The 15,941-nt window shown below is 33.1% G+C and carries 17 protein-coding genes and 4 tRNA genes; 20 read left to right on the forward strand and 1 reads right to left on the reverse strand.

Annotation, left to right across the window (positions count from 1 at the left end; all coding sequences use genetic code 11):
* Positions 1–231: 231 nt before the first annotated feature.
* From B4A23_RS12995 to B4A23_RS13015, 5 genes are all read left to right on the forward strand, one after another.
* Positions 232–1,221 (forward strand): hypothetical protein, encoded by a 990-nt coding sequence (locus B4A23_RS12995; RefSeq protein ID WP_291120662.1) that lies wholly within the window; start codon positions 232–234, stop codon positions 1,219–1,221.
* Positions 1,218–3,782, forward strand: coding sequence for a hypothetical protein (locus tag B4A23_RS13000; protein ID WP_291120664.1), 2,565 nt, complete (start codon positions 1,218–1,220; stop codon positions 3,780–3,782). Before B4A23_RS12995 ends, B4A23_RS13000 begins: the two co-directional genes overlap by 4 nt.
* A 66-nt stretch (positions 3,783–3,848) precedes the next feature.
* Positions 3,849–4,568: a DUF1003 domain-containing protein gene (locus tag B4A23_RS13005; RefSeq protein WP_282629824.1), complete on the forward strand. Its 720-nt coding sequence runs from the start codon at positions 3,849–3,851 to the stop codon at positions 4,566–4,568.
* Positions 4,569–4,681: 113 nt separating this feature from the next.
* Positions 4,682–6,310 carry an L-glutamate gamma-semialdehyde dehydrogenase gene (pruA, locus tag B4A23_RS13010; RefSeq protein WP_291120666.1) on the forward strand — a complete coding sequence of 543 codons (1,629 nt, stop codon included), beginning with the start codon at positions 4,682–4,684 and terminating at the stop codon, positions 6,308–6,310.
* Between the two features lie 58 nt (positions 6,311–6,368).
* Positions 6,369–7,298 carry a cation diffusion facilitator family transporter gene (locus B4A23_RS13015; protein WP_291120668.1) on the forward strand — a complete coding sequence of 310 codons (930 nt, stop codon included), beginning with the start codon at positions 6,369–6,371 and terminating at the stop codon, positions 7,296–7,298.
* Between the two features lie 98 nt (positions 7,299–7,396).
* Here the strand turns inward: B4A23_RS13015 and B4A23_RS13020 are convergent, their stop codons facing one another.
* Entirely contained in the window at positions 7,397–8,041 is a 645-nt protein-coding gene (locus B4A23_RS13020) for an OmpW/AlkL family protein (RefSeq protein WP_180905816.1), read from the reverse strand.
* Between the two features lie 238 nt (positions 8,042–8,279).
* Here B4A23_RS13020 and B4A23_RS13025 point away from each other — a divergent pair, with 238 nt between their 5' ends.
* The 15 genes from B4A23_RS13025 to rplL all read left to right on the forward strand — a co-directional run bounded on the left by B4A23_RS13025 (position 8,280) and on the right by rplL (position 15,894).
* Positions 8,280–9,422 (forward strand): acyl-CoA dehydrogenase family protein, encoded by a 1,143-nt coding sequence (locus B4A23_RS13025; RefSeq protein WP_291120670.1) that lies wholly within the window; start codon positions 8,280–8,282, stop codon positions 9,420–9,422.
* 68 nt (positions 9,423–9,490) lie between these two features.
* Positions 9,491–9,685, forward strand: coding sequence for a 30S ribosomal protein S21 (gene rpsU, locus B4A23_RS13030; protein ID WP_038331168.1), 195 nt, complete (start codon positions 9,491–9,493; stop codon positions 9,683–9,685).
* A gap of 82 nt (positions 9,686–9,767) precedes the next feature.
* Positions 9,768–10,667, forward strand: coding sequence for a tyrosine-type recombinase/integrase (locus tag B4A23_RS13035; protein WP_038331065.1), 900 nt, complete (start codon positions 9,768–9,770; stop codon positions 10,665–10,667).
* A gap of 2 nt (positions 10,668–10,669) precedes the next feature.
* Positions 10,670–10,969 (forward strand): ribosome hibernation-promoting factor, HPF/YfiA family, encoded by a 300-nt coding sequence (gene hpf, locus B4A23_RS13040; RefSeq protein WP_038331066.1) that lies wholly within the window; start codon positions 10,670–10,672, stop codon positions 10,967–10,969.
* A 130-nt stretch (positions 10,970–11,099) separates the two neighbouring features.
* Positions 11,100–11,173 (forward strand) — tRNA-Thr (locus B4A23_RS13045).
* 31 nt (positions 11,174–11,204) lie between these two features.
* Positions 11,205–11,285: transfer RNA gene (locus B4A23_RS13050), tRNA-Tyr, on the forward strand.
* 73 nt (positions 11,286–11,358) lie between these two features.
* Positions 11,359–11,431 (forward strand) — tRNA-Gly (locus tag B4A23_RS13055).
* A 185-nt stretch (positions 11,432–11,616) separates the two neighbouring features.
* Positions 11,617–12,804: an elongation factor Tu gene (gene tuf, locus B4A23_RS13060; RefSeq protein ID WP_038331067.1), complete on the forward strand. Its 1,188-nt coding sequence runs from the start codon at positions 11,617–11,619 to the stop codon at positions 12,802–12,804.
* 61 nt (positions 12,805–12,865) lie between these two features.
* Positions 12,866–12,936 (forward strand) — tRNA-Trp (locus B4A23_RS13065).
* 15 nt (positions 12,937–12,951) lie between these two features.
* Positions 12,952–13,140 carry a preprotein translocase subunit SecE gene (secE, locus tag B4A23_RS13070; protein WP_038331172.1) on the forward strand — a complete coding sequence of 63 codons (189 nt, stop codon included), beginning with the start codon at positions 12,952–12,954 and terminating at the stop codon, positions 13,138–13,140.
* A 32-nt stretch (positions 13,141–13,172) separates the two neighbouring features.
* On the forward strand, positions 13,173–13,721 hold the full coding sequence (nusG, locus tag B4A23_RS13075) for a transcription termination/antitermination protein NusG (protein WP_038331068.1): 549 nt from the start codon (positions 13,173–13,175) through the stop codon (positions 13,719–13,721).
* A gap of 73 nt (positions 13,722–13,794) precedes the next feature.
* Positions 13,795–14,235: a 50S ribosomal protein L11 gene (gene rplK, locus B4A23_RS13080; protein ID WP_038331069.1), complete on the forward strand. Its 441-nt coding sequence runs from the start codon at positions 13,795–13,797 to the stop codon at positions 14,233–14,235.
* Positions 14,236–14,252: 17 nt separating this feature from the next.
* Entirely contained in the window at positions 14,253–14,948 is a 696-nt protein-coding gene (rplA, locus tag B4A23_RS13085) for a 50S ribosomal protein L1 (protein WP_038331070.1), read from the forward strand.
* An 18-nt stretch (positions 14,949–14,966) separates the two neighbouring features.
* Positions 14,967–15,479: a 50S ribosomal protein L10 gene (gene rplJ, locus B4A23_RS13090; protein WP_052217500.1), complete on the forward strand. Its 513-nt coding sequence runs from the start codon at positions 14,967–14,969 to the stop codon at positions 15,477–15,479.
* A 46-nt stretch (positions 15,480–15,525) separates the two neighbouring features.
* Complete coding sequence (gene rplL / locus B4A23_RS13095; RefSeq protein ID WP_019974307.1) at positions 15,526–15,894, forward strand: 50S ribosomal protein L7/L12; 369 nt, start codon at positions 15,526–15,528, stop codon at positions 15,892–15,894.
* The last annotated feature ends 47 nt before the right edge of the window (positions 15,895–15,941 follow it).

Raw genomic sequence — 15,941 nt, forward strand, 5'->3', positions numbered from 1 at the left:
TTAACAAGTAAATAAGATTAAATGTATAGTAATTTCATCAAAGATGAAAAACTATGAGCAAACTACTGATTTCTAAATTAAATATTTAACTATTTCTATATATCTATGTGGTGATTTTTTAAAAAGTTTAATCAAGTTAAATATTATGAAGGATAAATTTCGACAATTAATTTGATAAAATCTCACTATTTTTATCGATTGTGTTTTGTAGATTTTGAGTTAAATTTGAGTATGAAATTTTTATTCAGATTTTTAATACTATTTACGATAATTAGTTTGGTTGGATGTACTTCCAAAACCAAAAAGTCGCCGATTGATTTTTATTATTGGCGAAGTAATTATTCGGTAAACGAAACAGAAAAAAAAGCGGTTGATTCGTTGAAAGTGGAAAATGTTTACGTTCGATTTTTTGATGTAGATAAAAAACTGAATAAAATTTCTCCGGTTGGAATTATTCAAAATTTTGATGCAACGAAACTCAACGTCAATTATATTCCGACGGTTTTTATTACCAATCAAACATTTCTGAATACTTCAAAAGATCAAGTGAAAGTTTTAGCAAAAGATGTGTATAATTTTTTGAGTGAAACGGCTGAAAGAGGAAATCTGAAAAACTTCAAAGAAATTCAGATAGATTGCGATTGGACAAAATCTACGCGCGAAAATTATTTTACGTTTTTGTCAGAATTGAAACATATTTCGGGCAAAAAACTTTCGGCAACTTTGCGTTTGCATCAAGTTAAATTTAAAGATCAAGAAGGTATTCCGCCTTTGGATAAAATGGTTTTGATGTGTTATGCAACCGAAAATCCAACCGATCAATCTGAAAATAATTCGATTTTAGATTTGAAAATAGCGAAAGATTATTTGAAGAATTTAAACGATTATCCAATCAAATTAGATGTTGCTTTGCCAATTTATTCATGGGCAATTTTGACAAATCATCAAGGAAGAATAAAATTAATCAATTCCTTTTCGGAGCAAGATTTGATAGGAAAACCTGTAAAGAAAATCAGAAATGGATTTTATGAAGTGGAAGATGATTTTTTTGTTCGAAATTTTTATGTGAGCAAAGGTTTTACAATAAAAGTTGAAACGATTTCTCCCGAATTATTAGTTGAAACAAAATCATTTATCGATACAAAATTATCTTACAATTATCGCTTGATTTATTATCATTTAGACTCAAAATTTTTGAAAACAATACCAACACAATTATGAAAAAAATAGTACTTACTTTATGCCTAACTTTTGGTTTGACCAAAGCATTTGCGTGTGCTGATGGAGGTGGAGAAGATTATTATTACTACAATCTTTTTTCGCAAACATTAAGCGAAGCACCGCAATATCAGCCATTTTTGATGACGTTGGATAATCCATATTATACGATGGATGCAAATCAAAAGAATGAAAATATTTTGGATTGGCAAAAAACGTTGGGAATTAGCTATGAAAAGGCGTATGAGTTGGTTTTTAAAGCATCGAAACAAGAAATTGATTTGATGATAAAGAATGGAAAATCATCCAATGCGAACTATAATTTTGCGACAACAGATTGGGTAAAAAAGAATAAACAAAGTTTACTTTATCTGTCGTATGCTAAGTACCTAGAGCCTTACATGGCTTTTTATTACATCGATAATGGAGAATGGTCGTATGTCGATCGTCCAGAGAAAAATGTCAATAATCTAAATTATAAAAAAGTTCTTGAGGTTCTAAAGAAAAGTTGGAATGCAGAAACGGACAAAGAATTAAAAACTCGTTATGGTTATCAATTGGTGCGTTTTGCCCATTATTTCCATGAATATAAAGATGCCATCAATTATTTTAACATGTATGTGGCGTCGCAAGGACTTAAAAATTCGATGTACTATTATGCATTAGATCAAAAAGGTGGAGCAGAACGTGCACTTGGAAATTATATTCAGGCGAATTATGACTTTTTCGAAGTTTTTTCTCATTCAAATGATCGAAAAATGAGTGCTTATCAATCGATGCGCGTGACAGAAGATTTGAATTATGAGAAAATGTTAGCCAATGCCAAAACGATTCAAGAAAAAAATGATTTGTATTTGTTGATTGGTTATAACGATTTTTCGAATCCGTTGGCGCCTGCAAAAAAAATTATTGCTAATGATGTAAATGCTCCACAAGCAAGAATTTTATTTGCACGTTCTATCAATTTAATTGAGCGCGAATATTTGCAACAAAATCCTGAAAATTATTATTGGGATTCGTCGCAAGTGCGAAAAAAATACACGGATTTGTACTTGCCTGTAAAAGCGAATAACGATTATTATGGAAGTTCTGATGAAAATTCGAAAGATGAAATTCAGATTAATGAATTAATTTCATTGGCAAAATCGCAAGCAACAAAAGCTAATGATAAAGAATATTGGAATTTATCGGTGGCATATCTTAATTTATTGAACAAAAATTTTTCGGAAACAAAAACGTATTTAGCCAAAGTAAATTCAACATCGAAAGAGTTTCAACAACAGAAAAAAGTGATTGAAATTTTATTAGAGATTTTCGAACAAAAGAAAATTTCAGATAGTTTCGAGAATCAATTGATGCAAAAATATGCGTCGATTTTGAATTATGAGTATCCAAAATTGCCAGAAGATGTATATGATTATTCGGATGAAGATGATCAAAAAATGAACTTGAAAAATGTGATTTTAGATGTTTTGGCAAATCGATATTTTCTGCAAGGCGACAAAGGAAAAGCATTTTTGATTCACAATGAAATTACACAATTAGGCACAAATCCGGATTGGGCGATTATAAATGATTTGGATAAATTGGATAAAAAATCGAATAAAACAGCTTTCGAAAAGTATTTGATTAATGCAAAAGTAAAATCGAGTTCATGGGATTGGAGAACCGAAAAATCGACGGATATTCAGTTCAAATTATCTGATTATTTAGCCGATTTCAAAGGAACATTGTATTTAGGTGAAATGAAATTTGATTTGGCAAAAAAAGAATTTGAGAAGATTGATCAAAAATATCATACCTCAGAAAGTGCTTATTTTGTTTATGATTACGATTATACAACAGAAAAAGAGAGCAAAACTTGGGTAGAAAATCAGTTTGATGGCTATCATAATATTCCGAATAAAATTTTTGGTTATAATAAGATTGAATGTTTTAATTGTGACGAAAATCAAGTGATTGCAACACCATATTTGAATGAATTCAAATTTATCAAACCAAAAATGTCAAAATTAGAATTGACAAATGCGATGATTGAATTGAATAAAATAGCAAAGAAAAATACCGAAGAAGCTGCAAAAGCGAATTATTTGTTGGGGAATTTCTTCTACAATACGACGACTTTGGGCTATTATCGTTATTTGTTGACATTTGATCGAAACAATTATAATGGACCAAAATTTAATAATTATGGCGATCAGTATGAAGCAACAAGCAACTTCTTTTACAAAAGTTTTGGTTGGGGAGGAAATTACGTAGATAATTTTACGCCTTCAGAAAATTATTTGAAAAAAGCATTTGATTCGACAAAAGACAAAGAAATGAAAGCGCAAATTTTGTTTGCATTGTCGAAGAATGAACAAGGAAGATTTTATAATGCAAAAGATCCTGTGTTGAAACGTTTGTACGAAAATCAATATGATAACGAAGAGAAGATTTTAGCGTTTAAAGTGGCAAATTATCGTTCTAATTTTAAAAATTTGAAACAATATTCGGATACAAAAACATATCAAGAAATAAAATCAAATTGTAAATATTTCGATTATTACACGAATAACTTTTAATAATTAAAACGCTTCTAATTTTAGGAGCGTTTTTTGTTATGTGATTTTTGACTAAAATAGATTATTATGAAATGTTTTGTAACTCAAAAACCAATTAATCGCTACGAAGCTGTAAAAGGAAAAGAAATTCAGCAAGAGATTTTTAAATTGATTGAGCAAGATTATCCAGCAATTACCGAAGAAGATTATGTTTCGATAAAAGTATTGAACAAATACCGTCGTCAATTTTTTGCAAATTTGATTTCGCAAGAAAAAGGTGAAATGGAAAAATTGGATCAAGATGTAGTGGAAGCGATTCGTGATAATTCTATTCTTTCTGAAAATATAAAAGAAAATTCATCAAAACCATTGACAACAGGCGATAGAATCGCAGATAAAGTAGCATCTTTTGGTGGAAGTTGGACATTTATTATTTCGTTTTTTATTTTCTTATTGGCTTGGATGTTTCTTAATTTTTGGATGTTGCACAACAAAGGTTTTGATCCCTATCCATTTATTTTACTCAATTTGATTTTGTCTTGTTTAGCGGCAATACAAGCACCAATTATTATGATGAGTCAAAATCGTCAAGAAGATAAAGATCGTGATAGAGCCGAACATGATTATAAAATTAACTTGAAAGCTGAATTGGAAATAAAATTATTAAGTGAAAAAATAGATCATTTATTGGTTCATCAGAATAAAAAATTATTAGAAATACAGGAAATGCAGATTCAATATTTAGAAAATATCGAAAATCAAATTCTTCATACAAAAGATAAAAAAGAAAATAAAAAGGAAGAATAATGGATAATTTTATGTCTAAAGTGGTAAAAGACTTAATTATCTGAACTGAAACATTTCCATTTATTTTTCTTAAATTTGAACTTTGAAAAGTATAAACAAACAAAATAATCAAAATGTCAAAATCATTTGCTCAAATTCCTCACGCTGTTAACGAAGAGGTGAAATCATATGCTCCTGGTACGCCAGAGCGTGCGCAATTATTAGACGCATACAAAAAAATGTTTAACGAGGTAACAGAAGTTCCTCAATACATTGGTTCTGAAGAAATTTTTTCAGGAAATAAAAAAGAAATTCGTCCTCCACATGATCACCAAAAAGTTGTTGGTTATTTCCACGAAGGTACGCAAGCAGATGTTGTAAAAGCTATTGATACAGCTTTGGCAGCGAAAGAAGCTTGGGTTGCAATGCCTTGGGAAGATAGAGCGGCAATATTCTTGAAAGCTGCAGATTTGATTGCTGGTCCTTACCGTGCAAAAATGAATGCTGCAACAATGATTGGTCAATCTAAAAATGCAATGCAAGCAGAAATTGATTCAGCTTGTGAGTTGATTGACTTTTTACGTTTCAACGTACAATACATGACAGAAATTTATGCAGATCAACCAATTTCTTCTCCAGGAATTTGGAATCGTGTAGATTATCGTCCATTAGAAGGATTTACTTTCGCAATTACTCCATTCAACTTTACTGCAATCGCTGGTAATTTACCATCTTGTATGGCTTTGATGGGGAATGTTGTAGTTTGGAAACCTTCTGATAAACAAACTTTAGCTGCTAAAGTAACAATGGAAGTGTTCAAAAAAGCTGGTTTACCAGATGGTGTAATCAACATGATCTTAACTGATGGAGCAGAAACTGCAAAAACAGTTTTAGAACACAAAGATTTCGCAGGTTTACACTTCACAGGTTCTACAAAAGTTTTCAATACTTTATGGAAACAAATTGGAGATAACATCAATAATTACAGAACTTATCCACGTATCGTTGGAGAAACAGGAGGAAAAGATTTCGTAATAGTTCACAAATCAGCTTGTCCAACAGAAGTTGCTGTAGGATTAGTTCGTGGAGCATTCGAATACCAAGGACAAAAATGTTCTGCTGCTTCTCGTGCTTACATTCCATCTAACTTATGGAACGAAGTTGAGAAACAAATGAAAGAAATGTTAGAAACTGTTACATTAGGATCTCCAGAGGATTTCTCTAATTTCATGACAGCTGTTATTGATAAAAACTCTTTCGAAAAATCTAAAGCATATATCGATCGTGCACAAGCATCTTCAGAAGCTGAAGTTGTAATTGGTGGTACTTATGATGATTCAGTTGGATATTTTGTTCAACCAACAGTTATCAAAGCAACGAATCCTAAATATGAATCAATGGTAGAAGAAATCTTCGGCCCTGTATTATCAGTTTATGTTTATGATGAAAATGAATTCGAAGCAACTTTAAAATTAGTTGACGAAACTTCTGCTTACGCATTAACAGGATCAATCTTCGCGAAAGATCGTGCTGCTGTAGAATTAGCTGCTAAAGCATTGAAAAATGCTTGTGGAAACTTCTACATCAACGACAAACCAACAGGTGCAGTTGTAGGACAACAACCATTTGGTGGAGCGCGTGCTTCTGGTACAAATGACAAAGCAGGTTCTGCAATGAACTTGTTACGTTGGACTTCTGTTCAAACAATCAAAGAAACATTTGTTCCTGCAAAAGATTACAAATACCCATTCTTAGAAAAATAATATTTTCGAGATATAAAATTAGAATAAGCCTTACATTTGTAGGGCTTATTTTTTTGGTATGAATGATAATTCGGAAAAAGCAATCAAAGCTTCGATTTTTAGTATTGTAGGAAACGCTTCTTTGGCTGGAATTAAGTTTTTAGCTGGTTATTTTGGGAATTCTTACGCACTTATTGCAGATGCTATCGAGTCTTCGGCAGATGTTTTTTCTTCTATATTTGTTTTCTTTGGACTAAAGTATTCTGCAAAACCTGCAGATGAAAATCATCCTTACGGACACGGAAAAGCAGAAGCGTTAATCACATTTTTAGTGGTTACTTTCCTTATTGTTTCTGCGATTATCATTGCAAAAGAAAGTATTACCAATATTATTACACCGCATCATCAACCCAAACCATTTACATTGTTAGTTCTTGGAGGAATTATTTTATTCAAAGAGTTATCGTTTCAGTATGTAATGCGAAAAAGTGTAGAAACAAATAGTTCTTCTCTAAAAGCAGATGCTTGGCATCATCGTTCGGATGCAATTACATCATTAATGGCGTTTATCGGAATTTCGATTTCGTTGGTAATGGGACCAGGTTGGGAGGCAGCAGATGATGTTGCTGCGCTTTTTGCTTCAAGTTTTATTTTATATAATGCATACAAAATCCTTCGACCTGCGTTGGGAGAAATTATGGATGAGCAATTGTACGAAAGTGAAATTGAGCAAATTAGAGAAATCGCTTCACATGTTCCTGGTGTTATGGCGACTGAAAAATGTAATGTGCGTAAGAATGGAATGAATTATTATGTGGATTTACATGCAATAGTCGATGGAACTATTTCGGTAGTGGAAGGACATAAAATTAGTCATGATCTGAAAGATGCTGTACAAGCTAAAATGCCGCAAGTAAAAGATGTTTTGGTGCATATAGAACCTACTTTTGTTTCGGTTCGAGAATATTTTCGAACAAATCACATGGAAGATAAAAGAGTGGAGGAGTAAAAATAAATCATATTAAATAAAAAAAGAGAAGCAATTGCTTCTCTTTTTGATCTTTTAGTTGGTTAATAAAAAATCATAATATATATAAAAGGTCGATTTTAGAATAGTTTGAAACCAATACCAGTACTGATTAACCAAGGATTAAGATCTACATCTGCTGGCACATAAACTTGTTTGTCTAAAGCTGCACCAACTGTAACATCAGTATTCAAGTACAATTTTTTAACATCTACGTTCCAGTATAATTTATCATTGATTTTGTAATCAAATCCTAATTGAAATCCGAAACCTACATTGTTTTTGTAATCTACACTAGTTACAGCTGCGTTTCTACCTTTTCCTTGCCCTTGATCATAGAAGATTGTATAATTAATTCCTGCACCAACATAAGGTTTTAGGTTTTTGGTTGGATACAAATGATATTGTACATTAAGAGTTGGAGGTAACAACATTACTCGTCCCAAATCTAAATTTCCTAATGCAGTATTTACCGCAACAACTTCGTGTTTAGATGTTCCTAAAATTAATTCGGCTGCGATATTTTTTGTAATATAATAAGTAAAGTCGATTTCTGGAATAAGATTATTTGTAACCGCTACATTTCCGCCTATAGCTTCAATTTTAGCATCTTCCATAGGAACTACACCTGTTGCTCTTACGCGCATATGCAATTCACCTGCTTCTTGTCCAAATGAGATTGCTGATGTAAGGATTGCTCCTAATATTAATAGTCCTTTTTTCATAATGTTTATTTTATTTCTGAAACAAAATTCGGATTAATTTATCCGAATTAAAATGTCAAATATCATTTCCGAAAATGACTTTAAACATTTGTTTTTTTTTAGGATATTATTAACTTAAACACGCTGATAGTCAATTATTTTTAATGAGTAAAAATAATCGTAAAAGAAAAACTTTTCACTTAATAGAAATTTATTACTTTTGGAGGAAAGTCATAAAAAAACAAAAAAACTCAAAAAAATGGATTTCTTAGAAAATGAAAATTTATCATTAATCGCGCAATCGGCAAGAGATTTTGCAAAACAATATATTCAGCCGAATATAATGGAGTGGGATGAAGCTCAAACTTTTCCAGTTGAAGTTTTCAAAGAACTTGGAAAAATGGGATTCATGGGAATCGTTGTCCCAGAAGAATATGGTGGAAGTGGTTTGTCATATGATGAATATGTATCTATTGTAGACGAAATTTCGCAAGTTGATCCTTCTATTGGTTTGTCTGTAGCGGCACATAATTCACTTTGTACAAATCATATTTTAGAATTCGGTTCAGAAGAGCAAAAACAACGTTGGTTACCAAAATTAGCAACAGCGGAATGGATTGGTGCTTGGGGATTAACAGAGCATAATACAGGATCTGATGCGGGAGGAATGTCTACAACAGCTGTAAAAGATGGTGACGAATGGGTAATTAATGGTGCGAAAAACTTTATTACGCATGCAATTTCTGGTGATGTTGCGGTTGTGATGACAAGAACAGGAGAGAAAGAAGCGAAAAATAACGCGACGGCTTTTGTAATAGAAAAAGGAACGCCAGGTTTTACATCGGGTAAAAAAGAAAATAAATTAGGAATGCGTGCTTCGGAAACAGCAGAGCTAATCTTTGATAATGTACGTGTTTCGGATGCAAATCGTTTAGGAAATGTTGGTGATGGTTTCAAACAAGCGCTTAAGGTTTTAGATGGTGGTCGTATCTCGATTGCTGCTTTATCTTTAGGAATCGCGAAAGGAGCGTACAAAGCAGCGTTGAAATATGCACAAGAGCGTCATCAATTTGGAACTGCAATTGCAAATTTCCAAGCAATTAACTTCAAATTGGCTGAAATGATTACAGAAATCGAAGCTTCTGAATTATTAATTCGTAAAGCATCTTATTTAAAAAATCATAAAAAACCAATGACAACAGAAGGTGCAATGGCAAAATATTATGCATCGGAAGCGTGTGTTAAAATCTCGAACGAAGCAGTTCAAATATTTGGTGGATACGGATATACAAAAGATTTCCCAGTAGAGAAATTCTATCGAGATTCTAAGTTGTGTACAATCGGTGAAGGGACAACGGAGATCCAAAAATTAGTGATTGGAAGAAATATTTTGAAAGATTAATACAAAACGATTTGTTTAATTACTAAAGAGTTGTATATTTGCCATCTCAAAAAGAAATAGATAAAATTATGTTGATTATACCAGTAAAAGACGGAGAGTCAATCGAAAGAGCTCTAAAAAAATACAAAAGAAAATTTGATAAAACAGGTGTTGTACGTCAGTTAAGAGCACGTCAACAATTTACAAAACCTTCTGTTACAAATAGAATTAAGATGAGTAGAGCAATCTACAAACAAGCCTTAATCGAAAAGGAGGAAGCATAAATTGCCGTTTTAAACGATATAAAGAAATTAATTTCTGTTGACCTATTTATTAAAGTTGTAACTTTGATGAATAGGTTTTTTTATGGAATTTATTCAACTATTCTTAGATTATTTAGCGCTCGAGAAAAACTATTCTACGCTAACAATCACCAGCTACAAAAGAGATTTGGACGATTTTGTTGAGTTCTATCAACAAGAAGAAAATTCGTCGGAAATACAACTTGCAACAAAAAATCATATTCGTGCATTTGTGATGCATTTATCAGAATTAGAAAAGTCTGAGAAAACGGTTAATCGCAAATTGAGCGCTTTACGGACGTTTTATAAATATCTGATCAAAGAAAATCATCTTACCATTAATCCAATCGAACAAATTCATTCACTCAAACAAAATAAACAGGTTTTGGTGCCATTTACAGAAGCAGAGTTGAATGATTTGTTGAATAATGATGAGTTTTTTCCAGATACATTCGAAGGTTTACGTGATCGGTTAATGATTGATGTAATGTATCAAACAGGAATTCGACGTGCCGAATTAATTGGTTTGAAAGAAAATGATATCGATCCGAATACACTTTCTATAAAAGTTCTTGGAAAAAGAAACAAAGAACGTATAATTCCTATTTCGACCTTTCTGTTAGAAGATTTGGCGAATTACAATACCAGAAAACATAACGAAATTACCTTACAATGTACAAATGTTTTTGTAACAGAAAAAGGAAAACCTTTGTATGATAATCTTGTTTATTCGAAAGTAAAATACTATCTTAGTCTTATAAGCGTAAAACATAAAAAAAGTCCTCATATGCTGAGGCATTCATTTGCGACCCATATGTTAGATTCCGGAGCAGATCTGAATGCGGTAAAAGATATCTTAGGGCATTCAAGTTTGTCATCGACTCAAATTTATACACATGGGAGTATAGAAAATTTAAAAAAAGTGTTTAACAAAGCTCACCCGCGTGAGAACAAAAAAGAGTAATTATGACAATTAACTTTCAAGCAGTAAACTTCAATACTAAACCAGGTTTAGAGGAGTATTTAGAGAAAAAATTAGAAAAATTAGAAACTTTGTCAGACAAAATCATTGCAGCGAATGTTTCTTTTAAGTTAGAGAATACTGCAGAAAAAAATAACAAGACAGTTGATATTAAGTTAGAAGTACCAGGAGATGACATTGTTGTGAGTAAAACAGGACAGTCTTTTGAGGAATGTATTGATTTGGCGGTAGATACATTAAAAAAATTAATTATCAGAAAAAAAGAAAAGATTAGCGAAAGATAAAAAATAACGAATTGACTAAAAAAAGAACCTAAAAATTTGGTTAATTCAAAAAACAACGTAAATTTGCAGTCCGTTAAACAAACATATTTAACGGACTGTTCTTTTAAATAACGCTTTTAAAAACAAAAATGCCGATGTAGCTCAGCTGGCTAGAGCAGCTGATTTGTAATCAGCAGGTCGTGGGTTCGAGTCCCTCTATCGGCTCAAAGTTTTTAGAAGAACAAAAAAGTAAGGCGGGGAGATACTCAAGCGGCCAACGAGGACGGACTGTAAATCCGTTGGGTAACCTTCGCAGGTTCGAATCCTGCTCTCCCCACAAACTTAATTTTTAAAATTTTTTGTGGTTTAGGATTTAATCTTTAAATTTGCAAAGCTTTTTAGAAGTGAATGCGGGAATAGCTCAATTGGTAGAGCGTCAGCCTTCCAAGCTGAATGTTGCGGGTTCGAGTCCCGTTTCCCGCTCAAATTCTGGTTCGTCCAGTATAGTTAATCTTTTAAGTAGTTGTTGAAACTCATTTAAACCAAGGTTAACGCGAGTCAAAAATTAATATCTTTATATAAATCAAAAAGTGTATTTTTACACTTGAAAATAATTTAAAGTTATTTTTTTAATTTAAGTATAACAATAGAAATTAATAAAAAGTAAAATGGCAAAGGAAACTTTCAACCGTAATAAGCCGCACTTAAATATTGGTACTATTGGTCACGTTGACCACGGTAAAACAACTTTGACTGCAGCGATTACTAAAGTATTAGCTGATGCTGGTTATTCAGAAGCAAAAGCTTTCGATCAAATCGATAATGCTCCAGAAGAAAAAGAGCGTGGTATTACAATTAATACATCTCACGTAGAGTATGAAACTGCTAACCGTCACTACGCACACGTTGACTGTCCAGGTCACGCGGATTATGTAAAAAACATGGTTACAGGAGCTGCTCAAATGGATGGTGGTATCTTAGTAGTAGCTGCTACTGATGGTCCAATGCCTCAAACTCGTGAGCACATCTTATTATGTCGCCAAGTAAACGTTCCTCGTATCGTTGTTTTCTTAAACAAAGTTGATATGGTTGACGATGCTGAGTTATTAGAGTTAGTAGAAATGGAAGTAAGAGATTTATTATCTTCTTACGAATATGACGGAGATAACACTCCAGTTATCCAAGGATCTGCTTTAGGTGCATTAAACGGTGAGCCTCAATGGGTTGAAACTGTATTGAACTTAATGAACAATGTTGATGAGTGGATCGAGCAACCAGTTCGTGATCAAGATAAACCATTCTTAATGCCAGTAGAGGATGTATTCTCTATTACAGGTCGTGGTACTGTTGCTACAGGACGTATCGAGGCTGGTGTAATTAACTCTGGGGATCCAGTTGACATCGTTGGTATGGGAGAAGAAAAATTAACTTCTACTGTAACAGGTGTTGAAATGTTCCGTAAAATCTTAGATAGAGGTGAAGCTGGTGATAACGTAGGTTTATTATTACGTGGTGTTGATAAAACTGACATCCGTCGTGGTATGGTTATCGCGAAACAAGGATCTGTTAAACCACACAAAAAATTCAAAGCTGAGGTTTATATCTTAACTAAAGAAGAAGGTGGTCGTCACACTCCATTCCACAACCGTTACCGTCCACAGTTCTACGTACGTACAACTGACGTAACAGGGGAAATCAACTTACCAGAAGGAGTTGAGATGGTTTTACCAGGAGATAACTTAACTATTACAGTTGAATTATTACAACCAATCGCATTAAACGAAGGTTTACGTTTCGCAATCCGCGAAGGTGGACGTACAGTAGGTGCTGGTCAGGTAACTGAAATTTTAGACTAATTAGTCAAAATATAATATAGAAGATGTGGTAATCTTCAATGATTACCACTCTTTTTATTCTACGGGCATAGTTCAATGGTAGAATAGCGGTCTCCAAAACCGTTGATCAGGGTTCGAATCCTTGTGCCCGTGCTAAATGAAAACGATATGAAAGTCGTACAATATTTTAAAGATTCCTTTGTAGAATTTAAAGATCATGTAACATGGCCATCATTCTCAGATCTACAAAGAGACACAATTATTGTTGCAATAGCTACAGTTTTGTTAGCTATATTTTTATATGCGGTAGATACATTATTCACACAAGTGCTTAACTTTATCTACGGCGCTTTTTAGTTTGTAAAATATCCCGTTTAGTAATTAGAATCATGAGTGAAAAGAAATGGTATGTAATCAAGACTGTAGCTGGACAAGAGCTAAAAGTTAAGGATTATATTGAAAGAGAAATTCAGTACCAAAATTTGAATGATTATGTAGGACAAATTGTTGTTCCTATGGAAAAAGTGATTCAAATCCGTAACGGTAAAAAATATCAAAAGGAAAAAGTACACTTTCCTGGTTACATCATGATAGAAGCTGAACTTGTAGGGGAGATTCCTCACATGGTAAAGAATACATCAGGTGTAATTAGCTTTTTGAGTGCAACGAAAGGAGGTGATCCTGTACCAATGAGACAATCGGAAGTTAACCGAATGTTAGGTAAAGTTGACGAATTAGCAGAAAACATCGATACAAACTTAGGTATATCTTACATTGTAGGAGAAACTGTAAAAGTAATCGATGGACCATTCAATGGCTTCAACGGAACAGTTGAGAAAATCATTGAAGACAAACGTAAACTTGAAGTGATGGTTTTAATCTTCGGACGTAAAACACCACTAGAGTTAAGTTTTAACCAAGTTGAAAAGATTGCATAATCAATTTATCAACAAATTAAAAGTAGAAATTTAGGCTGCTTCCACATAACGCTTAATTTTAAGAATTAAAAAAATGGCAAAAAAAATTGAAAAAGTTGTAAAACTTCAAGTTAAAGGAGGACAAGCAAATCCTTCGCCACCAGTAGGGCCAGCTTTAGGTGCTGCAGGTGTTAACATCATGGAGTTTTGTAAACAATTTAATGGACGTACACAAGAAAAACAAGGTGCAGTGTTACCAGTTGTTATTACTGTGTATCAAGACAAATCATTCGATTTCGTAATTAAAACTCCACCAGCTGCTATTCAGTTAATGGAAGCTGCGAAATTGAAAAAAGCATCAGGTGTACCTAACCGTCAAAAAGTTGGTACTGTTACTTGGGATCAAGTTAGAGCTATTGCTGAAGACAAATTAGCGGACATGAACTGTTTTACTGTTGAATCTGCTATGAAAATGGTTGCTGGAACTGCACGTTCTATGGGTATAACTGTAAAAGGTGGGCAAGCTCCAGAATAATTAAAACATTTTAGGAAATGGCAAAGTTAACAAAAAGACAAAAAGAGGTATTAGCTAAAGTAGAAAAAAACAAACTTTACTCTATTGATGAAGCATCATCATTAGTAAAGGAAGTTAACTACGCTAAGTTTGATGCTTCTGTAGATATAGCAGTTCGTTTAGGTGTAGACCCTAAGAAAGCTAACCAAATGGTTCGTGGTGTAGTTTCATTACCACACGGAACAGGTAAAGATGTAAAAGTATTAGCATTAGTTACTCCAGACAAAGAAGCAGAAGCTAAAGCAGCAGGTGCTGATTATGTAGGATTAGACGAATACTTACAAAAAATTAAAGAAGGTTGGACAGATGTTGACGTTATCGTTACTATGCCAGCAGTTATGGGTAAATTAGGACCATTAGGACGTGTTTTAGGACCTCGTGGATTAATGCCTAACCCAAAATCAGGTACTGTAACTTTAGAAGTTGGTAAAGCCGTTTCTGAAGTAAAAGCAGGTAAAATCGACTTCAAAGTAGACCGTTACGGAATCATCCACGCTGCAGTTGGTAAAGTATCTTTCGATGCTGATAAAATTAAAGAAAATGCGAATGAATTAATTCAAACTTTAATTAAATTAAAACCAACAGCTGCTAAAGGAACATATGTAAAAAGCATCACGCTTTCTACAACTCAATCTGTAGGTGTATCAGTAGATCCAAAAAGTGTAAACGCTTAAAATTAGTAGATTATGGCAATGACAAAACAAGATAAAGCAAATATGATAGATGAATTGCAAGCTGTATTAGCAGAAGCAAAAATCATCTACTTAGCAGATATCGACGGATTAAACGCTGTTAATACTACTGAATTAAGAAGAGCTTGCTACAAAAGCAATGTATCTTTACGCGTAGTAAAAAACACTTTATTAAAGAAAGCTATGGAGCAAATCGAAGACAAAAACTTCGAAGAGCTTTACGGATCTTTAAAAGGAAATACAGCATTAATGACTGCTGAAGTTGGTAACGCACCAGCTAAAGTAATCGATACTTTCAGAAAAAAATCTGAAAAACCTATTTTAAAAGGAGCTTGGATTGAAGATAATACATTCGTAGGTGATGACAAATTACCACAATTAGTAGCATTGAAATCTCGCGAAGAATTAATCGCAGACATCATTATGTTACTTCAATCTCCAATCAAAACTGTTGTTTCTCAATTAGAGAACAAAGACGCTGCAAAAGCAGAAGAAGGAGCTTCAGAAGAATAAGACACACTCATATCAAATAAAAGTTTAAAAAACAAAAAGCATTAAAATGGCAGATTTAAAAAAATTAGCTGAAGAGTTAGTAAACTTAACAGTTTTAGAAGTTAATGAATTATCTACAATCTTAAAAGATGAGTACGGAATCGAACCAGCTGCTGCTGCTGTAGTTGTTGCTGCAGGTGGAGCAGGTGAAGCTGCTGAAGAGCAATCAGAATTCGACGTAATCTTAAAAGAAGCAGGTGCATCTAAATTAGCAGTTGTTAAATTAGTTAAAGAATTAACTGGAAAAGGATTAAAAGAAGCTAAAGATTTAGTAGATTCAACTCCAGCAACAGTTAAAGAAGCAGTTTCTAAAGATGAAGCTGAAGCTTTAAAGAAACAGCTAGAAGAAGCTGGTGCAGTAGTAGAATTGAAGTAATTTTTATTACTCAAAAATATAGGTTTGGACCTAACACAGAACGTGTT

The sequence above is a fragment of the Empedobacter sp. UBA7248 genome, assembly GCF_002472945.1.
In the GTDB taxonomy this organism is placed as follows: Bacteria; Bacteroidota; Bacteroidia; order Flavobacteriales; family Weeksellaceae; genus Empedobacter; species Empedobacter falsenii_C.